This is a genomic window from Sphingobacteruim zhuxiongii (genome assembly GCF_009557615.1).
Lineage (GTDB): Bacteria > Bacteroidota > Bacteroidia > Sphingobacteriales > Sphingobacteriaceae > Sphingobacterium > Sphingobacterium zhuxiongii.
In genome coordinates this window covers 1,911,357-1,930,599 of the sequence record NZ_CP045652.1, presented here as the reverse complement: position 1 = coordinate 1,930,599, position 19,243 = coordinate 1,911,357, and the positions used below count along the sequence as shown (strand labels likewise).

Genomic DNA, 19,243 nt, shown 5'->3' with positions numbered 1-19,243 from the left:
GATAGGTTATGGTTTGATTTGCGCTTTAAGCCAGCTATAGGTTTTCGTTACTTGTTCCGGGTAAATACGATGTACGCCTTCGGGAATGATAAATAACTTTTTATCGCCTTTGACTTGGTTGTAAGCAGAGTAAAAGGAAGTAGGTGGCGTCGTCACATCATTAAATCCCCAAGAAAAATACATGGGAACACGAATATTCTTTGCAAAATTAACGACATCATAATATGGTAGCGTCTCTAGCATTTTAGCTTTCTTAGATTCTTCTAATTTATCTGCCGCGAAATAATGTGGCCATCCACCTGCGCGACCATTTAAGTAACCCGTATAATCACACATCGCTGGGCAGAGCGCAACGGCATATTTAATTCTCGGCTCCAAGGAGGTACTGATAATCGATAATGCGCCTCCTTGGCTCGATCCCCACGATAAGACGTTCTTGCCATCGAATTCTTTCAGGGAATAAATTAGATCGACCGAACGAACACAGCCTAGAATTACATTCTTATAATACGCTGAGTCGCGATCAGTAATTCCTTTAAATTGATAGTCTTTTAAGTCATTTTCTTGTAGATCTTTGTAATATGCGAGGTCCTTATTTACTGGTCGCCCATGGATATACAAGCTCAGGCTAATATACCCTTCCTCAGCAGTCTTAATATCTGCACTCAAGGGCACCCAGCCAGCGCCTGGAAAACGAATAATCGCAGGATAGCTCCCTGCTTTCTTTGGAACACATAGTGCCCCATAGAACTTCTGTACGCCGTCATTTTCAAAAGCGTATTCCACTTGATAGACGTCAACCAATGCGGATGGCTGATTAGCCATCGGCGTAAGCTTAGTTTGCAGACCTATAGACTTCGATTTTTTAATTGCTGCTGCCCAGAATTCATTAAAGTCTGACGGACTAGCGATGGTTGGCTGAATCTTCTCTGGAGCAATTGCTGCTGTCGCCGATGCTTGAAGTTCTTTTCCATCCGCAGTGTAAGAAATGATACAACGAATAAAGCTTGGCGCATTGTATTTTCCAGCTTTTATCGATGCTTTATTCCCTTTCCATTTCAGCTTACCTGACTTTGTAGGTTTCATACGCTCCAAACCGTAGGCATAGGTAATATCCTTCGGTTTTTCACCATCTCCTTTAAACTCGATTTCAAAGATGACTTCTTCACCGACTTGATACATCCAGTCTTTATGGTTGAGTCCAATAGTCAACAGTGGATTTTCACTGGCTAAGGTCGCTCCAGCAGGCTGCACATCGATACCCATGGTGCTGATCTGCGCCATGGATACCTGTACTAACTGCAGACAAAGCGCAAGTAGCAGACCTTTGATGATGCTGTTTTTCATAACTATTCTGTAACGGTTAGATTGATCTCTTTGATAACCTTATTATTTCCATTGATGGAGGTGTTTATGGCTTCAAATACCACTTTATAGTTTCCTGGTTTTGTAAATGCATATTTGAAAGCATCGACACGGGCATCGGAATACGATTTCAAGGTGAGCGGTTTATCGGGTCCATTATCAATCGATGAACCTACAGGATAACCTCTGCTCACAAAATACTCCTCTGTATAGGTTGTCGGTGTATAGGTTATACCATCCACCACGGCATTGGCATTATTCCACATGACGAGATTTGATGAACGATTGTCGGAACGATAAGGATTCTTGTCAATGCTCACGGCGGCATAACTCGGGAAATCACTTATTAGCGATGAACTGATCGTCTGCTTTCCATTATCTGTAGAACTTGTAACGAGAACGGTATTAATCCACATCACTGCACCAGAAGTTCCTTTCGATGGATCAAAGATATATTTGAACGCAAAGTATAAAGGCTTTCCAGCAACCACTAAATCAGATACATTCACAATTCCTGAATTAATATACGCATCTTCCCGTTTAATAATACAACGGCTGGTAATATCTGTCCATGTTGCTGCTTCTACGGCATTAATATCGGTGCGCTCGCCAGTGAAATCTGAGGAAGCAAGGACAGCAAACTCGCTGCCGGTACGTGTCGGATAATTATAGCGTAGATTGAAGGAAAACTCAATTTCTCCCGGAGGAATTATACGTCCAGCAATGGAATCATAGTTATTCCCAAACTCGCCAGAGTAAAAGTTTATTGTTTTCGGATTGCCCGTAATCTGGAATGGGATCTCCTCTCCCACTTTAAAGCTGTTTTTGCTCGTTGTCACAGAGAACTCGGTGATCTCTTCCGGATCTAAGACATCCTTGCAGGAAGAGAAACAAACCAATATGCTTAATATAAAGATTAAATTTTTCATGATTTCTACATTTATTACCAACCAGGATTTTGAACCATTGCTTTATTCATCGTCAATTCTATAGAAGGAATCGGCCAAATGAGATGCTTTTCATGCTGAGCATTCACAAAGCGTTCTTTCGCATATAAATTTGCCGCATTCGGAGTCACTACATTCATGCGATCCACTACAGCGCGCATTTCTATGATAAATGTACCCCAACGAATCAGATCAAATTTGCGTTGCTGTTCAAATGCAAATTCACGCATGCGTTCATCACGTATAGCCGTTTCGAATTCTGATGCATCCATTTGTAGTGATAAATCATGTTCGTTGATATCAGTAGCCTCTGGTTTTAACTTACCATAAGCGCGACGTCTAACTTGATTGATATAGTCGACTGCCTGCGCAGACACGGTTTTATTAGCAGCGTAAAAATCTGCCTCAGCATACATTAAGAGGATATCGGAATAACGCAATAAAGGAAAGTTTTGTGGCGTTTGGCCGGTTGCCTTTGGCCTTAAGGTCTCATACTCTCGGCGCCATTTTGCAGTCTCTCGGTTATAAATAGAGCCTTCTGTTGTCGCGGTAATCATATTTTTATTGCCCTCCGCACCCGAATTCACATATACAAAGTTCGCTATGGTCCAATCCCTGCGTTCATCGCCGGCAGCGTATTTATAGTATAGCTTGGCGGTTACTTTCACCCCACCGAATCCATTACCTGTCAAAGCATTGCTAGTAATCGGTCCATTTGCAAAGCCAACGAAGCCAGTTTCGGTGTAGGTATCTGTACGATTTCCCCAGAATTCAACCTCCCAGATACTCTCGCCGATATCGTATTGATCGCGCGCATAGTTCTTAAAAATCTCCGTAAAATCTGGATTTAGCTTATGTCCTGCAGACGCATCGTTGATGACTTTCGCCGCCCATTCTTTGGCTTCCGCATACTTCGATTGATCTTTTAAAGGTTCGCCAGCCATGTATAAGCATACGCGGGCTAACATACCTCGCACGGCAGATTTTGTCATACGTCCCCCATGTTTTACGGTACCTATATCGAGTACTAAGCTTTCCGCCGCTTTAAAATCTGCTAACACCTGCTCATAGATTTCCTTCGCGGAGGATTTCGGAATATCCATATTCTCGTTGGAGTCTTTTGTTGCCTCCAACAATAATGGAACGCCCCCGAATTGCTGCACTAACATAAAGTAGTAATGCGCACGAAGTGCTAAAGCTTCACCACGAACCTGATTACGGAAGTTCTCATTGATGCTAGTATTCTTATCGATATTCTCTAACAAGAAATTCGCGCGGAATATCCCCTCATAAAGTGTCCTCCAAATAGAAGCGACGTCATTATGCGAGGCCGAGAAGTTGAAGTTCTGTGGCCCTTGAGGAAGATTATTACGCGCATAGTAGCCTTCATCGGCTTCCAATCCCAAGCGATAAAGCCAAGGTCCGCCATATAAAGCCCCCAGTCGGTCATAAACGCCAGCAAGTCCTGCCGTAAGCTCTTTGTCCGTCTCATAATAACCTACGGGCGACAAATCATAAGGTGTTTTATCTAAAAACTTTTTACAGGATAGGCTGCTACTACAAATCAGTGCCGCCAGTATATATTTAAATGATTTTCTCATGATGTTCGATGTTTAAAATGTTGCTTTTAAAGTTCCTACAATCGTTCTTGCCATCGGGTATGCTGAATAATCAAAGCCTGGCATTAGGGTGGTATTCCGAGTGGAAACCTCCGGATCCATTCCACTGTAATTGGTCCAGGTATATAGGTTTTGTCCGGCTACACCAATCGCGAGGCCTTTCAGTTTTACTGCACGAATGTATTTCGTCGGGATATTATAGTCGATAGACACTGTTTTCAAACGCAGGTAAGAACCATCTTCCAACACTCTAGAGGAATGCCAACCGATTACACCTTGCCCATTCGCCCGGAAAATATCTGAATCTGGATTCTCCGGCGACCAGCGATCGTTGTATGAAGCATACTGATTCAGGTTTGTGCGAACGTTACCGTTGCCCTCATAGTGAAGACGATTTGCATTGTAAATATCATTTCCAAACGACCATTGGAAGAAGACTGCTAAAGTCAAGCCCTTGTAAGAAAACTGGTTATTCAATCCGCCAATATGGATTGGTAGTCCGCGACCTATAATGGTCAAATCCTTACTGTCAATTGTATAGTCGCCATTCTGATCTTTGTATTTAATATCTCCTGGCATCACATTCCCAGTTCCATTGTCAGTGATGTTATTCTTAAGTTCGTAAACACCTTCCGCAGGGCTATTAAAATCATCATATTTATAAGTGCCTTCCCAATCGAGTCCGTAAATCATTCCGACAGGTCTTCCTACTTCAGAAATATACAATGGATTGGATCCATATTGCGAGATGAAGGTTGGAAAGCTCATAATCTTATCTTGATCTCCATTCAACGCTAAGATCTTACTTCGGTTGAAGCTGATATTGAAATCCGTTGTCCAGTTAAAGTCTTTGCTCTTAATATTATGGGAGCTGATAGTAAACTCTAAACCATCATTACGTACGGAGCCAACATTCTTCATCGCGAATGAGAATCCTTGACTTGTTGGGATCTGTGTATTCATCAATAAATCGCGAGTATTCTTACGATACAAGTCGACGATAACTTCCAAACGGCCTTTTAGGAAGCTTAAGTCTAAACCTAAGTCGATATTCTCGGTTGTTTCCCATTTAATTCCCTGCGATGGCAATGCGGTCATGACAGCGCCCAATGTTGGAGATTCATTGCCCCATGAGTACGCATTAGTCATTGGTAAGGATAGCATTGGAAACCTGGTGTACTCGCCAATACGATTGTTTCCGTTCATACCGTAGCTTAATCTAAATTTGGCTGTATTTAGCACTTTCTGCGATTTAAACCACTCTTCATTAGTTGCATTCCAAGCAAGAGCGGCAGCTGGAAAATATCCCCAGCGGTTTTCTGGTGAGAATTTCGACGAACCATCTGAACGTAATGTACCTGTTAGAATATATTTAGACTTATAACTGTAATCGACACGACCAAAGAAAGAGAACAATGAATAATCGGCCCAAGTCGAGCGAATATCCAAAGGAATTCCTTGTTTGACGCCTGCCATACCTAATCGCTCATTCGGCAACTGCTGAACTGAAAAACCATAGGACTTCACATTCGATGTTTGTATCTCTAGTCCCGCTAAAGCATATATTTTATGATGGTTATTATAGGTCTTTGTAAAGTTTAAGGTATTGTTCGTTGAGAATGTATTTCTACTGCCGTTGTTGAGGCTTGCATTGACACCTTTACTATTGAAATAGCTAATGGAAGTTCCTTGTGGGGTTTTCGAATTGTAGAAATCGTCAAATTGATATTGACTCGAGCTGTAAATTAAGGTACTCTTGAACTTCAATTCCGGCAATATCTGATAGTCGATATACCCATTGCTAATCAAGTCGGTATAGTACTTTAAGTTATAGGAGTTTTCTTGCGTAACCACCGGATTAAAGCGGGCATCATATTGATTCTCCGCGTCTGCATCCATATCTTCCTCTAATAGGTTGGAGCCCGATCCTGTAACCGGTCTATAGGCCCATACACGACTTAAGAGATGCGAAGTAATCGTCACCCCTTCTCCTTCACGAATAACGCCCCCAAAGGTCTTACGCTTGGTGTAATTGGCGGTTAAGCCAACTTTCAGCTTCTTCCCAATATTCTGATCGATCGCTATACGTCCTTGGTAACGTTGATAGCCCGTATGAATGATGATACCATTCTGATCGTTCACCGATCCAGAAATAGAGAACTTGGTCTGCGCATTTCCGCCTCGGATTCCCAGGTTATGAATTCTATTCAGCGAATTGCTGAAAACCTGATCTTGCCAATTGACACCAGCAATGCTCTTGTAATCTTCTAAAGTACGACCAACTGAATCTAAATACATCGAAGTCGCATTCCTCAAATTGAGTTCCTGTTGGTACTTGACGAATTCATAAGGATCCATCATCTCCATCTTCTTTTGTACTTGTTGTATCCCGATTGAATTATTGAAGGTTATCACAGGAGATCCTGCTTTTCCTTTCTTCGTTTCGATTAAAACAACCCCATTGGCACCGCGAGCACCATATATACTGGTGGAAGAAGCATCTTTCAGGATGCTGATCGAGGCTATATCATCAGGATTGATACTAGAACTGGCAAAGTCTTCCATCGGGAAGCCATCCACGACATAGAGCGGTGAATTATCTTGCGTTAGAGAATTTCCTCCCCGTATTACAATATTTAATCCCTCTCCCGGCTGCCCATCGGTTCCAGAGACTTGAACCCCTGCGACACGTCCCTGCAAGGCCTGGTCAATATTAGGAACAGGTGCCTTCTCCAAGTCTTTCATCTTCACTTGCGATACCGCCCCTGTTAAATCTTGCTTACTAATTTGCTGTCCATAGCCCATTACCACAACTTCTTCAACTTGTTGCTCCACAGGACTCAACATAATGTTATATTGATTATTCGCGGTGATGGTATAAGACTTGCGGACATAGCCTACATAACTAACATCTATTACGTCGCCTGTCTTTACGCTGATTTGGAACTTTCCTAGCTCAGCAGTACTGCTACTCTTGTTGGTTGATCTTACTTTTACTAATGCACCCACAAGTGGTTTCTTTGTCGCCTCGTCGATGATTACACCGTTAATCGTTCGATCACTTTGTCCAAATATTAGCATTGGAAAAAGTATAGGCAAGAAGAAAGACATTAGAAATTTCGATAAAAATGATTTACTCGATTTCATAATTTTTCATTGGTTTTAGGCTTCATAGGTAGAAATTTCAGCCCTGTTTTAAGTTGGTTTATTCGTTCTTATACTTATTGTGTACGTACACGGTACAACACTAAAAAAAAACATTTACGGGATTTTTCTCATCTTGGTATAATTTAGTTTTATAAGGAGATTTGGTTACTTTGGATGAAGATATCATTATTCTGCGCTTCTTACAAATAAAATTTTAGAAAATATTGGCTAGCTAAGACATACAAAAACCAACTATATCCTTAAAAAACAGCCCTCTTCGTTTTGTGCGGTGAATAGACTGCATCGTCTCTGAAACCAAATATGCAGCGCCATTTCAACATGGTGAACAGATATATACCATAATAGGAATTAATTTACAGTCTGAGATAAAAAAACATTTCTTTATAGTTTACGAAATAATTCGATACGGCCTAACTACCCTACCCTTGGATTTTTTGTTTAACTTTGTGCTTCCTATTCACATCAAAAATTGAACTGTGTCATTAGAAAAACTGAAACTTAGCAAGCGTTTGCATTCCAATATGAATGAACTTGGTTATTTTACAGCCAAAGAATTTCAAGTAAAAACATTATCAAGAATTGTCGGCGGACATAGTTTAATCGGTATCGCTCCTGAAGGTGCTGGTAAAACAACGACCTATATCCTTGGGGCCTTAATGCGTCTTAAATATTCCGAAGACGAAGCTCCAAAAATATTAGTGTTGGCACCGAATGAAGAACGTATTGAAGAGATTGTAGAAGCTTTCTATACTATCAGTAAGAATAAGAACCTAGCAATTATGGGTCTAAAGGCTTCTGGAAGTATGGAGGAAGAGATCGAAGACTTAGTTCGCGGGGTTGATATTGTTGTTGCTACGCCGAATCGTGCAAGAGCCGTTTACCTAAAATTAGGTTTAAATTTAAACCGTATACAAACGTTCATTATTGATGATGCGGAAGATATCGTGAAACAAGGCATGTCGAACACCGTTCGCGAGTTAGCACAAAGCTGTGGCAAAGTGCAATATTTAGCATTTAGTACAGTGGAACATGAGAAACTGCATGCCATGATTGATATATTCATGCCGTTTGCGACTAAGATCGAAGTAGAGGAACTTGCAGAACAAGCGCATGAAACCTACGATTTACTACTCTATCAGGTACCGAACTTCACGACAAAGGTCAACTTATTAAATGATCTTATGCGCGATGAGGAAGTGTTCGATAAAGTTGTCGTATTTGTCAATACCACACATACTGCACGTAAGATATTAGAAAGGCTATACGTTAAAAAAGGCGTAGCCGCTATCTATGAAGGTACAAATCCGCAGGATTACAATATCCAAGAAACAAGTATTTTCAAACAACATCCAGAGTGTAGAATTCTGATTGTTTCCTATGAACAAACTTCAGATATTGATGTGGCAGGTATTCCATTTATCTTCCACTTTGAAATTCCAGAAGAGAAAGAATTATTTGTGAAGCATGTGTTGAAGTCGAATGACGACGACGCTATTGCGATTAGCTTTGCAACAGATTTGGAGCTTCCAGAGATCAAACGAATAGAACAGGCATTAGGGAAAAAAATTCCTGTAGAGCCTTTACCTGAGGATCTGTTGATCTACACAGCAGCCGATACTCCGAAGGAGAAGAATGTTATCGATGAAACCCAAGGCGGTGCATTCCACAAGAAAAAAGAAAGCAATAGCAAAACATATAATTATGGTGGCGGAACAAAAGCCAAGATGACCATGAAGAATAAAAAGAGATAAGCATTACGCTTGAGAAGAGAACCAAAACGGTTCTCTTTTTATTTATAGCTCCTTCTAATATACCGATCAGTCTAGTTTACAAACTGCAATAAACCTCCCGACTAACCTACGCTTCCCAACGAGCTATTAGCAAGCCCCTTTTCTCCTATACAACTAAATATTTCTTTTCTATACACCTAAATATGCCTTTGAATGATTATTTTCGCGCCGGTCTTTATTTCGCGATTATGTCGACATAGAGACCCTAAATCAAATCTATTTAATAAAAAACTAACCATGACTATTAATAAATCATTATTGATTTTAACACTTGCTGGCGCAGCATTGGTTGCGCAGTCTTGTAATTACGCCAAATCAAATCAACAGGTTGTTGTCTCTAGCGATTGCGGGATGACATGGAAAAAAATCGAAGCCGGAGATGCAGTTCCGAAAGCCGGATTAAACATGTGCTATATGAAGGTTGTTATTCCTAACTTTCCAATGCAAGGCGAAGCACGCTTTATCTCTAATTTGAAGGATAAAGTGAGAGCAAATATCCATATCGATTACGATTATTCTATTACTGATGCTTTATCATTTATCAAACAAGCGAAGTTCTTGGGTAAAGCAAATGTGGATGCCGATAATGAGGATGCATTAGGGAAATCCTTTGAAATGGCTGAAAATATGGTGATCGATAAGCGTATTAAAGATGTAGCAAAGCGTATCTTCGTTGATGAGGATATCGTTGAATTAGATCAATCGGATATTGAGAATCATCTTCTAGAAGAGAGCAACCGGGAGCTTGAGAAACTAGGTGTGAAGTTAAATTTTATCACCTTAGCATTCGACCTAGACGAGCAAACAAGACAAGCTATCGATGTATCGACAGCGATGAAAATCTATGAGAGTAAAGGATTACAAGAACTTGGAAAGGCGGTGATGATTCAACGTGCTGGCGCAAGTAAAATAAATGTAGAAACACAATTACCAGGAACAACGACTGCTGAGTAGTATTTTAGAATATTATTCTTCAAGTGCCGAGTATTGGCTTCTTGGTTCCAATAATAAAAATAGAGGTGTCCTTTTTAAGACACCTCTATTTTTATATAAGATAAGCTTAGTTTTACTTCACGCTGATGTCAGCTCCCATAATTGCTTTTCCATTTCTTGAAACGTTCTTTTGATCGATCAATAAATAATCTGCATTGATAGCGCTTAAATTGACACCTAATATCTGTAACTGCAGTGTGGTCATCCCATCGGTAGTCGCTGCCGAAGCTCCTTTTAAAGGAACAGTTTCGCCATAAGCACCGTGATTGCCAACGGTGCCGAAAGAAGCCTGAGGATCGAAGGTCTTCGTTCCTAGTTTTCCGTCGTAGTCGTACACCTGCGTTCCTAAGGTGCTCGACTTGATGCTGTAAGATGCAAATGCATTCCCGCCAAGCTCGGGACTTCCCGTACTGACATTTCCAGCAATGATCGAGTTATAGATAAATAAGCTATTGTTTGCTGCTGACGCATTTTGAATAGCTGAACCTCCAGAACCCGCATTATTCATTCCTCCTTGATTCGCCGTTACCGTCGAGTTAATCAAATTCATTTGGCTAGCGCCATACATGGCAATTCCTCCACCAAATCCATTACCACCAGCGCGATTACTGTGGATCGTACTGTTGATCAGATAAAACTGCGATTTCTCACGCGCGTAGATTCCACCGCCAACGCTATTCGCACCAAACATACCTGCCACATTGTTCGCAATCGTTACATTGTAAAGAATATTTACACTTTCAACGCTCGTGTTCAGACTGTATAGTCCAGCGCCTACCCCACCAATTCGGTTACCGACAATCTCGGAATCTATTAATTGTAATCTCGAGCCATCATTCCAAATACCACCACCATTAGAGCTTGCAATGGTACAATAGTTATTGCTAATAGTCGAATTTCTAATGATCACATCCGCTGCTGCAGTCAAATACACTCCCGGATTATGATTCGCAGAACTATTATCCGTAATACGCATATTCTTCAATTCAACTACTGATCCTGCTATTAATAATCCCGCACCATGTTGACGACTAATATTCAAACCATTTGAAGGAACAGTACCAGTACCACCTGCTTTTCCTTTGGTTAACGTAAATCCATCGATCTCCACTTTTTGACCAGGGGTTTTAGGTGCCAGAATGGTTAAGACGTGGATGGCCTTATCGTCACCATTTAATTCGGTCTTGTTATTTATCGGATCGGCAGTCGCGCCTGTACTTGCTTGTGATGGATAGCCTCCAATCAGCTTGATATTTTGTGCAATTTCGAAGGTGATATCGCCCGCTTGCGAGCCTCCAGTTAAGGTCACTGTCGGCCGATAGACACCCGCTGCAACGTGAATCACATCGCCGTTTTCCGCATCTTTCAATGCCTGATCTAACGAAGTTGCCTTTTCCCACGATAAGCCATCGGTAGATGCCGTCGCAGTTGCTTTCACGTAAAGATGTTTGGTCTCTGAAGAAACTTCTCCAGCCTTTTGAACAATCGTCAAACTAGTTTTCACTTGATCGGTTATATACGCTTCGACTATGCCCGTACGATCAACCAATTCACGGTTTCTAGCCACAATAATTTGTACTTTATCGGACGCTAAACCATTCGCTTTCACAAAGGTAATCCAGTTGCTAGCCGTTTTTAAACGATATGGCAGATTACTCTGCAGTGCGATTTCTAAAGTATCTAATTGATTGCCTGCATCAAGGGAACTTTTATCAAAGGCAATCTCTCCTGCCTGTGCATCGAAGCTCTTGATATCTATCTTTTGACAAGAAGCAAATGCCGCTAAGATGAGCAATACAAGCACTTGCTTAATTCTATATAATTTCATTTCTATTACTTCTTAATGATTAAAATACCATTGCCAACTGCGCGTTCCATCCCACCATTGTCTGTCGGCCAATTCCGAATCTCAAATCGGTTGGCAGCGAAATCAGGTTGATTACGAATAAAGAATGTACTCGAGCCACCACCATCTAAGTTGATCGCATCATAGGAACCCATCGCCTTCAAACATTGTCCAAGCTCTTCGTAGCTCATGCCATTAGAATAATGGAAACGACGTCCATCCACCACCAAGATATAAACCTTCGTACCATCTTGCGAAACGCCAATTGCTGTTCTTGGCTCTAATGTTGGAGAGGTTTGCGTCACTAAAATCCCATTGGACACAAGAGTTACACGACCACCTACGGCCTCCTGAATCGATGACTTCACGGTTTCATAGTCTTCTTGATCACCAACGAAGGCTTTTCCGTTCTTTAGAATCGCAAAGAAGGTATTCACAGCGTCTGTTACGCTTGTTTTGATAGCCAAGCCTTCTTTATAAACAATACCTTGAGGCGTTCCATTCGAGGTATTAAAAAAGTCGGCATTCACGCCCGCCCATACTTTATGACCTTCCGCATCTTCGAACGTAGCTTGTTTAGTCATTTGCTGCATCCCAAATTGCGGCGAATTGTTAGGTGTAGAAACCTCAATGGAAAGATTAGGCTTAGTGAGGTCCACCTCGAAGGTAAAAACCTTCTTAGCTAAACCTGTATGCGAAACATATGAAATCTCCGTTGCCGTTAAGCCTTCTTGTACAGTATAGGAAGTATCTTTTTTAATATGCACAAAGAGATTGGTTCCATTGACTAATTTCTTGGCCATCTCGGTCTGCGGATTCAAATTATATTGATCTTCGACGCGGATAAATTCATCCTCATTACTGCAAGCGCTAATCAATAGCGGCGCAATAAAAAGGGCTATATATAATGTCTTTAACTTATTCATGATTTAATGATTAATAACCTGGATTTGGTGTCAAATTCGTATTTCTTTGCAATTCACTTCCAGGGATTGGCAATAGGGTTTGGTAGTTTAAGATACCGAGGGTACTCACTGCTTTTCCAGTACGAACAAGGTCGTAATATCTAAAATTCTCGCCCAAGAGCTCCAATTGTCGCTCCAATAATACAGCATCTAGGAAGTCTGTTTCCGATCCTGGGCTCACAGCAGCTACGCCGCGATAAGCACGCAATTGATTTAATCGCGCCAAGCCGTTCTGTAATCCCTGCGCTTCTGCGGAGATTAAATACATCTCAGCAATACGTGAGATAATCACCGGATCACGACCAGTCTGTCCACTCGGATATTTATTAACACATTCGGTTCCTGCAATATTGATGATGGTCATCGCACGGCGTTTATCAGATCCAGCGAATAAGCTCAAGGTCTTCTCCGTAATACGATAATTCCCTTGTCCTTTATTCGGATGCGCGTAAGAATAAAACAAATCCGAAATATTAATCGAAGATTCTTCCGATAGGTTTTCAAAGGCAAAGATCACCTCATTATTTGCTTGTTTACGGAAAATTTTCTCGAAACTATCCAAGGCATATTTTCCAGAGTTGATTAATTTCTCTGCCGCTTGAGCAGCTTCCGTTTTCTTTCCTTGTGTTAAGAACACACGGGCTTGCAATGCTGTAACAGCATCTGCAGAAACGTAATAGTAGGAATCAGCAGTCGACAAAAGCTTTGATGCCTCTTCCAAATTTTGCTCGATGAAATCCCAAACCTCTGCTTTTGCAGTTCTAGTCGGTTTATCGAGCGTATTCTCATACAACAACGGTATATCTCCCCAACGAGCGATCAGATTATAATAATTTAAAGCACGGAAGTAATAAGCTTCTCCTAAAGTTTTATTTCGAATAGCGCTTGCCTCCTGCTTATTACAGATGTCAACAACATTATTCACTTGATATAATGAGCTGTAGTAGCCATTCCATCCTCTAGAGATCACCGAATTCAAAGGCGAAAGTGTGCTGGTTATTAAGTTCAGTGCCGAGGTATTAGCGCTTGTTTGCAAATCACCGCCCAGCAGATCAAATAGAATAAAGTTATGTACTCCTGGATCGTTCTGCATATTATTGTACATACCGATTCGGAGAGCAGGTAAGTCACCCGCGGTGACAGCATCTGGCGACATGGCCGAATGCGAATATAAGTCGAGCTGATTTGCGCAAGAGCTCCCCAATACAAGGGCTGCGGCAAGAGCGATATAGTTAAGTTTTAAGCGTTTCATAAGATTATAAATTAACATTTAAACCAAAGCTGAATGTCTTAGGCTGAGGTACGCCAAATAAGTCGACCCCATAGTATCTCGGATCCAAATTATTGTTTACCTCCGGATCCCATCCTGAGTATTTGGTGAATAACAATAAGTTGTCTGCTGTTGCAAATACACGCAGGCCTTTCAGTTTGATCCGCTCGACAAGCGCACGATCGAAGTTATAACCGAAGGTCAAAGCGCGTAGGCGGATAAATGAACCATCCTCTAAGAAGCGAGTTGAATTCTTTGTATTATGCCCCAAACCTATTAAAGCACGAGGATAAACATTGGTACTACCCGGTCCGGTCCATGCATTTTCTACATAGCTTAAGTCCTTTGCATAATTAGAACCTAAGTTCGCCATTCCCGTTGATTTCCATTGCGCATAAACATCTGTTCCGTACATAAACGTAAACATCACATCCAACTGAAATCCTTTGTAAGAAAAACTGTTATTCCAGCCGCCTGTAAACTTAGGGTTTGAATCTCCAATAACCAGACGATCATTGTCATTGATAATATTATTACCGTCTACATCTCTCCAACGCACGTCGCCAGCTCGGTATCCTAAATCAAACTGCTCCTGAGGAACTTCTCCGTCGTATTGATATAATCCATCTGAATCAAACAGGTAGAACGCACCAATACTTTTACCTACTTGTAAAGCGCGGTTATCGCCGATTGCAATTGGTAGTTCATCATCCAATAGTGAAAGGATCTTATTTCTATTATGTGCGATATTAAAGTCTGATTTCCAACTTACTGGTCCCAAAGGTACGTTGGTATTGATGCTTAGCTCCAATCCTTTATTCTCCATGGTTCCTATATTACTAACAATGCTAGTCATCCCTGTTGTCGCATGAATTGGCATGCTGTACAATAAGTCGAAAGTCTTTTTATAGTACGCATCAAAGGAAATATTCAATCGTTTCTTGAAGAAAGACACGTCAAAACCGGCATCATACTGATTTGCTTTTTCCCAACGCAGATCCTTATTTCCGAAGGAGGAAACCGAAATCCCTGAAATATTACCGTAGTTCTGTCCACCGGACATTAAGGCTTGGTAAGCATACTGTCCGATTCCTTCCTGATTACCGGTAATACCATAACTTGCACGGATTTTCAAGTCATTGCTGTTCTCGCCCATAAATTCCTCACGAGATACATTCCATCCGAACGAGATCGATGGAAAATACCCCCAGCGATTATCCCGATGAAACTTTGAAGAACCATCTGCACGCAAGGTCGCCGTCATCAGGTATTTATCTTGATACGAGAACGTACCGCGACCAAAATAAGACTCCAATGCATACTCACCAATTGATCCGCTGGCATCAAAAATATCCGATGCTACAGAAATTACTTGCATCGATGGCGTCGGAAATCCACGTCCATCAATCATTGAGGATCGAGACATTTGCTTTTGAAAGGAATGTCCTAACATCGCCGATACCGTTAAATCGCCAAATTTATTATTGTAATTAATAACGTTGTCAAAAACTAAGTTTTGAATCAAACGGTTATAATCTACCAAACGTCCTACCCCAGTTCCATATGGGTGTTTATCGTTATAATAGGTATAGTCATAAGTATAGCCTATATCTGCGGAGAATGAGGTACGGAAGGAGAAGTGATCCAAGAAATTCGCTTGTCCGTAATAAGTACCCAAATAGCGGTAATTATCGACATAAGCATCTTGCTCATTTAAAATCTGTAGAGGATTATGACGTGTTAATTCATCTGTTCCCCCCACATAATACCCTCCGTTGGGTTTAAACGGTCTATCAAAAGGGCGTTGCTCAATGGCACGCGCAATAATCGTCGATCCTAAATTGGCTCCCGGAACTTGGTTATTCTTGATAAAGTTACCCATGTTGTTGGCTCCAATTTCCAACCAGTCGCTGAACTTGTGGCTGATCTTTGAATTCAAATTGTATTTGCGAATAGCGTTGTTTTTAATTACACCCGCTTGATCCGTTAAACCTAATCCGAAATAGTAGTTCGTCTTGGTATTTCCGCCTGAGAATGAAGCATCATAATTCTGGAAGTACCCTTTTTGCACAATAAGCCCTAACCAATCGGTATCTGGTAGTCCTTCATAAGGATTTGATATACGTACTTTATAATCCGCTTGCCCAACCACTAAACCATATTGGTTATTGTAATTATCTGCACCGGCATTATAGCTCGATATATATTGTTCAGAATTCGATACTTTAATTTTATTTGGATTAGCGAATTCGCTAAATCCAGTTGTAATATTTAAGCGCACATCATTTCGACCTGCTTTACCGGATTTTGTCGTAATCAATACCACCCCATTACTTGCTCTTGATCCATATATTGCTGCCGATGCGGCATCTTTCAATATTTCAATGGACTCAATATCCGCATGATTAAAGGCTGCCAAGGGGCTATAATTCTCTCCGAAAGAGAATAGAGACATATCCGAGGTGTTGATAGGCACCCCATCAACTACGTATAAAGGATTATTTCCAGCACTAATGGACGAGGTTCCGCGAATTGAAATCCGCTCGCCAGAGGCTAGATTACCCGAACCTAAAGACACATTTACCCCCGCAATACGTCCTTCCAATAAGCGCGTTGGACTTGCGACCTGACGCATATTAGAATCATCAATTTTCAAACTTCCAACAGCACTTGTTACCAAAGCTTTCTTTTGCACCCCATAGCCGACAACGACTGTTTCATCCAATACATTTTGTCGTGCATTCAGAATAATACGTGGCGCTTCTTGTTGTTTTAAATTAATCGTTTTGGTTTCATAACCTGTAAAACTAATACGAACACTGAGCGGGTCTGCGGTAGTTGGCAAGTTAAAATAACCCTTGGCATCCGTCTGTACGGATCTCGAGCCATCCACTGCCTGCACGGTCGCACCAGGCAATGGTTCCCCTGTTTCGCTGACAACGAAGCCGGATACAAATTGTTGAACGCGAGCAGAAGCTGCTGTCGCTTTCTCAGCGATTTTCTTTTCTTTAACGACAATCACCCCTTTGTCATAACTATAATCGAAAGGTTGATTGTGGAAGATTAAGGGCAATAGCTCTTTCAACTCCATTCCATTCGCTTTAAGCGTAATGGCGTTCGCTTGGGGACTGAATTTGCCGTCAAACAGATAAGAAACATTGCTCTGCTTCTTGATCTGCTTAAAAACGTCGACTAATTTCTCATTGCGCACATCGAGGCTAATCTTTTGAACAGATTCAGCCCGTGCCGGCAAATGGAAACTTAGAAAACCCATACCCGCGAAAAGCAAGAAGTTGAGCTTTTTGATTTTTAAAAATTTCATTTTTGGCGTTATTGATTTGTTTGTTTTGTTTTAAAATTAGATTGCGATTAACGTAGGACTTTTAACTTTCCTTCCACGACGGAGATCTGAATGCCTGAAGTAGTCTCAATCAAGGCGAGAACGTCTCTCAAGAGAAGGTTCCGTGGTATCAAACCATTGATTCTGTTGCTGGGAATGGAACGGGTATCTACTTCCAAATTATACCAGCGCCCTAACATTTGTAAGACCTGCTCGAGCGAGTAGTTATCGAAATAGAAATCTCCCGATCGCCATGCCGCGTAGTCCCCTGCATGATCTACTTGCTGATACTGTATCTTATCGCCTATCCGCGCTTTATAGCCCGGTTTCATTAAGACTTTCTGCAGACTTGTCGAACTGGCTTCCACGCTTCCCTCAATGAGGGTCACCTCATCTTCCTGCTGATCCGCGTAGGCGTTTATATTGAATTTGGTTCCCAATACTCGAGTCGTCTGGTGCGCACTCTTTACATAGAATGGAGACTTCGAATTGTGTTTAATCTCGAAGTAAGCCTCCCCGGTTAGGAGGACTTCACGTTTATCCGCCTCAAATCGAGATGGAAAGCGTATGCTACTTGCTGCGTTCAACCAAACTTTACTGGAATCCGGAAGTATCAATTGGTAGAAAGCACCCTTGGGCGTATTGATTTCATGGATGACCGTCGCTTGTTCTGCCGCATCCACCTCCTGGTATAATCCAGCTGCCTGCAGCTTGATTAAATCTTCCGCCGAGCTTAACGAATAAGTCTTCCCGGATGAGCTAATCAAGTTTGCCGACATCGCTCCCGGCTTGCTGAGCAGTAAACTCGCATCGGATGGTTTCCGCTGTTGCGCATAATAGAGAAGGCCGAAGAGCAAAGGAAGTAAGAAGATCGCTGCCCACTTTAAATAATTCGGCTTGATTTTCTTGATTGTCGACTTCTGCATGCCCTGTTGAATCTGGGTAAACATACGCGCCTCCATGTCAGCTTGCTCTTCTTCGCTAAAATCCTCGAGCTGAAATTTATCCGAAGCCAATTGATCGTAATGCTGATCAAGGATCTTTTTTTCCTCGGCATTCGCGCTCCCCTTTAAATATTTAGCGATTAAACTAAGCAGTACGTTTTTCATAAGGTATAATAAAGTGACCTGGCCTTGCTAGATTAAGGCAGTTCTAGAGATAAGACAGATAGATGGGCAGAAAGCCCAGTTAAGAAATAAAAAAAATAAGAAAAATTTTGAAGAGGTTTCTAAGGGTGCTTAATGCACGTCCTAAGTGGTTACGCACAGTTTTGACAGAGAGGCCCAGTTCGTCGGCAATTTCAACGGTAGAGCGGTTTTCCATATAGCGCAATTGGATGATAGCACGCTGTTGTCGAGGTAATTTACCAATCTTGGAATTCAACTGCCCCTGTGCTTCTTTAAAAAGAAGCTGATAGACGGGCGAATTTTCTGAAGGGATCTCGGTTTTAAAAACATCCAATAAAGCGGGTCTTTTCTTCAAAATAAAGTTCAGGGTCTTATGCTTGCAGAGTGTAAACAGATAGGCATCGATATTATGAATCTCAATCTCGCCCCTTTGCTCCCACAAGCTAGTAAAAACATCTTGGGTAATGTTTTCAGCATCTTCTTTGTTTTTCAAGCGGGAATATGCCTCCGAAAATACTTGAGGCCAACATGCCTTATAAATGCACTTAAAAGCATGTTCATCGCCCCGATTAAAAGCTGGGAGAACCAATTCCAAGGATAATTTCGAGTCTTTCAAAGTAAAAGTAGGTATCGGAAGCTAAATTGGTATGTTTTTTTGTATAACTAGTTATTCCAATATTATCAAATTATTAAATATTTTCAAAAAATAAGCAAAATTAATCCTGTCAAACTTAGAAATCACGCTGCTATCGTCAAATTTGAACCTTCTAATTGAACAAGAAAATACTCCTTAATCCCATCAACATAAGCGGT

12 protein-coding genes are annotated in these 19,243 nt (G+C 41.4%); 2 read left to right on the top strand and 10 right to left on the bottom strand.

The window, feature by feature from the left end; all coding sequences use genetic code 11:
- Positions 1–6 precede the first annotated feature (6 nt).
- The 4 genes from GFH32_RS08310 to GFH32_RS08295 are packed head-to-tail and all read right to left on the bottom strand — an operon-like array spanning position 7 to position 7,078.
- Positions 7–1,347: an acetylxylan esterase gene (locus GFH32_RS08310; protein WP_153511058.1), complete on the bottom strand. Its 1,341-nt coding sequence runs from the start codon at positions 1,345–1,347 to the stop codon at positions 7–9.
- 2 nt (positions 1,348–1,349) lie between these two features.
- Positions 1,350–2,294 carry a DUF5017 domain-containing protein gene (locus tag GFH32_RS08305; protein ID WP_153511056.1) on the bottom strand — a complete coding sequence of 315 codons (945 nt, stop codon included), beginning with the start codon at positions 2,292–2,294 and terminating at the stop codon, positions 1,350–1,352.
- A gap of 14 nt (positions 2,295–2,308) precedes the next feature.
- Positions 2,309–3,913 (bottom strand): RagB/SusD family nutrient uptake outer membrane protein, encoded by a 1,605-nt coding sequence (locus tag GFH32_RS08300; protein ID WP_153511054.1) that lies wholly within the window; start codon positions 3,911–3,913, stop codon positions 2,309–2,311.
- 12 nt (positions 3,914–3,925) lie between these two features.
- Positions 3,926–7,078, bottom strand: a complete 3,153-nt coding sequence (locus GFH32_RS08295) for a SusC/RagA family TonB-linked outer membrane protein (RefSeq protein WP_228384242.1) — start codon at positions 7,076–7,078, stop codon at positions 3,926–3,928.
- Between the two features lie 497 nt (positions 7,079–7,575).
- Between GFH32_RS08295 and GFH32_RS08290 the strand changes: the two genes are divergently transcribed.
- Together GFH32_RS08290 and GFH32_RS08285 are read left to right on the top strand one after the other, a co-directional pair.
- A complete protein-coding gene (locus tag GFH32_RS08290) occupies positions 7,576–8,850 on the top strand; it encodes a DEAD/DEAH box helicase (protein WP_153511052.1) in 1,275 nt (424 codons plus the stop codon).
- A 276-nt stretch (positions 8,851–9,126) separates the two neighbouring features.
- Complete coding sequence (locus GFH32_RS08285; RefSeq protein ID WP_153511050.1) at positions 9,127–9,843, top strand: SPFH domain-containing protein; 717 nt, start codon at positions 9,127–9,129, stop codon at positions 9,841–9,843.
- Between the two features lie 112 nt (positions 9,844–9,955).
- On the opposite strand, the gene GFH32_RS08280 is transcribed toward GFH32_RS08285, so the two are convergent.
- From GFH32_RS08280 to GFH32_RS08255, 6 genes are all read right to left on the bottom strand, one after another.
- Positions 9,956–11,710, bottom strand: a complete 1,755-nt coding sequence (locus GFH32_RS08280; RefSeq protein ID WP_153511048.1) for a right-handed parallel beta-helix repeat-containing protein — start codon at positions 11,708–11,710, stop codon at positions 9,956–9,958.
- Positions 11,711–11,715: 5 nt separating this feature from the next.
- Positions 11,716–12,654, bottom strand: coding sequence for a phosphodiester glycosidase family protein (locus GFH32_RS08275; RefSeq protein ID WP_153511046.1), 939 nt, complete (start codon positions 12,652–12,654; stop codon positions 11,716–11,718).
- A gap of 10 nt (positions 12,655–12,664) precedes the next feature.
- Complete coding sequence (locus GFH32_RS08270) at positions 12,665–13,945, bottom strand: RagB/SusD family nutrient uptake outer membrane protein (RefSeq protein ID WP_153511044.1); 1,281 nt, start codon at positions 13,943–13,945, stop codon at positions 12,665–12,667.
- Between the two features lie 4 nt (positions 13,946–13,949).
- Positions 13,950–17,285, bottom strand: a complete 3,336-nt coding sequence (locus GFH32_RS08265) for a SusC/RagA family TonB-linked outer membrane protein (protein WP_153511042.1) — start codon at positions 17,283–17,285, stop codon at positions 13,950–13,952.
- Positions 17,286–17,332: 47 nt separating this feature from the next.
- Complete coding sequence (locus GFH32_RS08260) at positions 17,333–18,412, bottom strand: FecR family protein (protein WP_153511040.1); 1,080 nt, start codon at positions 18,410–18,412, stop codon at positions 17,333–17,335.
- A gap of 79 nt (positions 18,413–18,491) precedes the next feature.
- Complete coding sequence (locus GFH32_RS08255) at positions 18,492–19,019, bottom strand: RNA polymerase sigma-70 factor (protein ID WP_228384257.1); 528 nt, start codon at positions 19,017–19,019, stop codon at positions 18,492–18,494.
- Between the last annotated feature and the right edge of the window lie 224 nt (positions 19,020–19,243).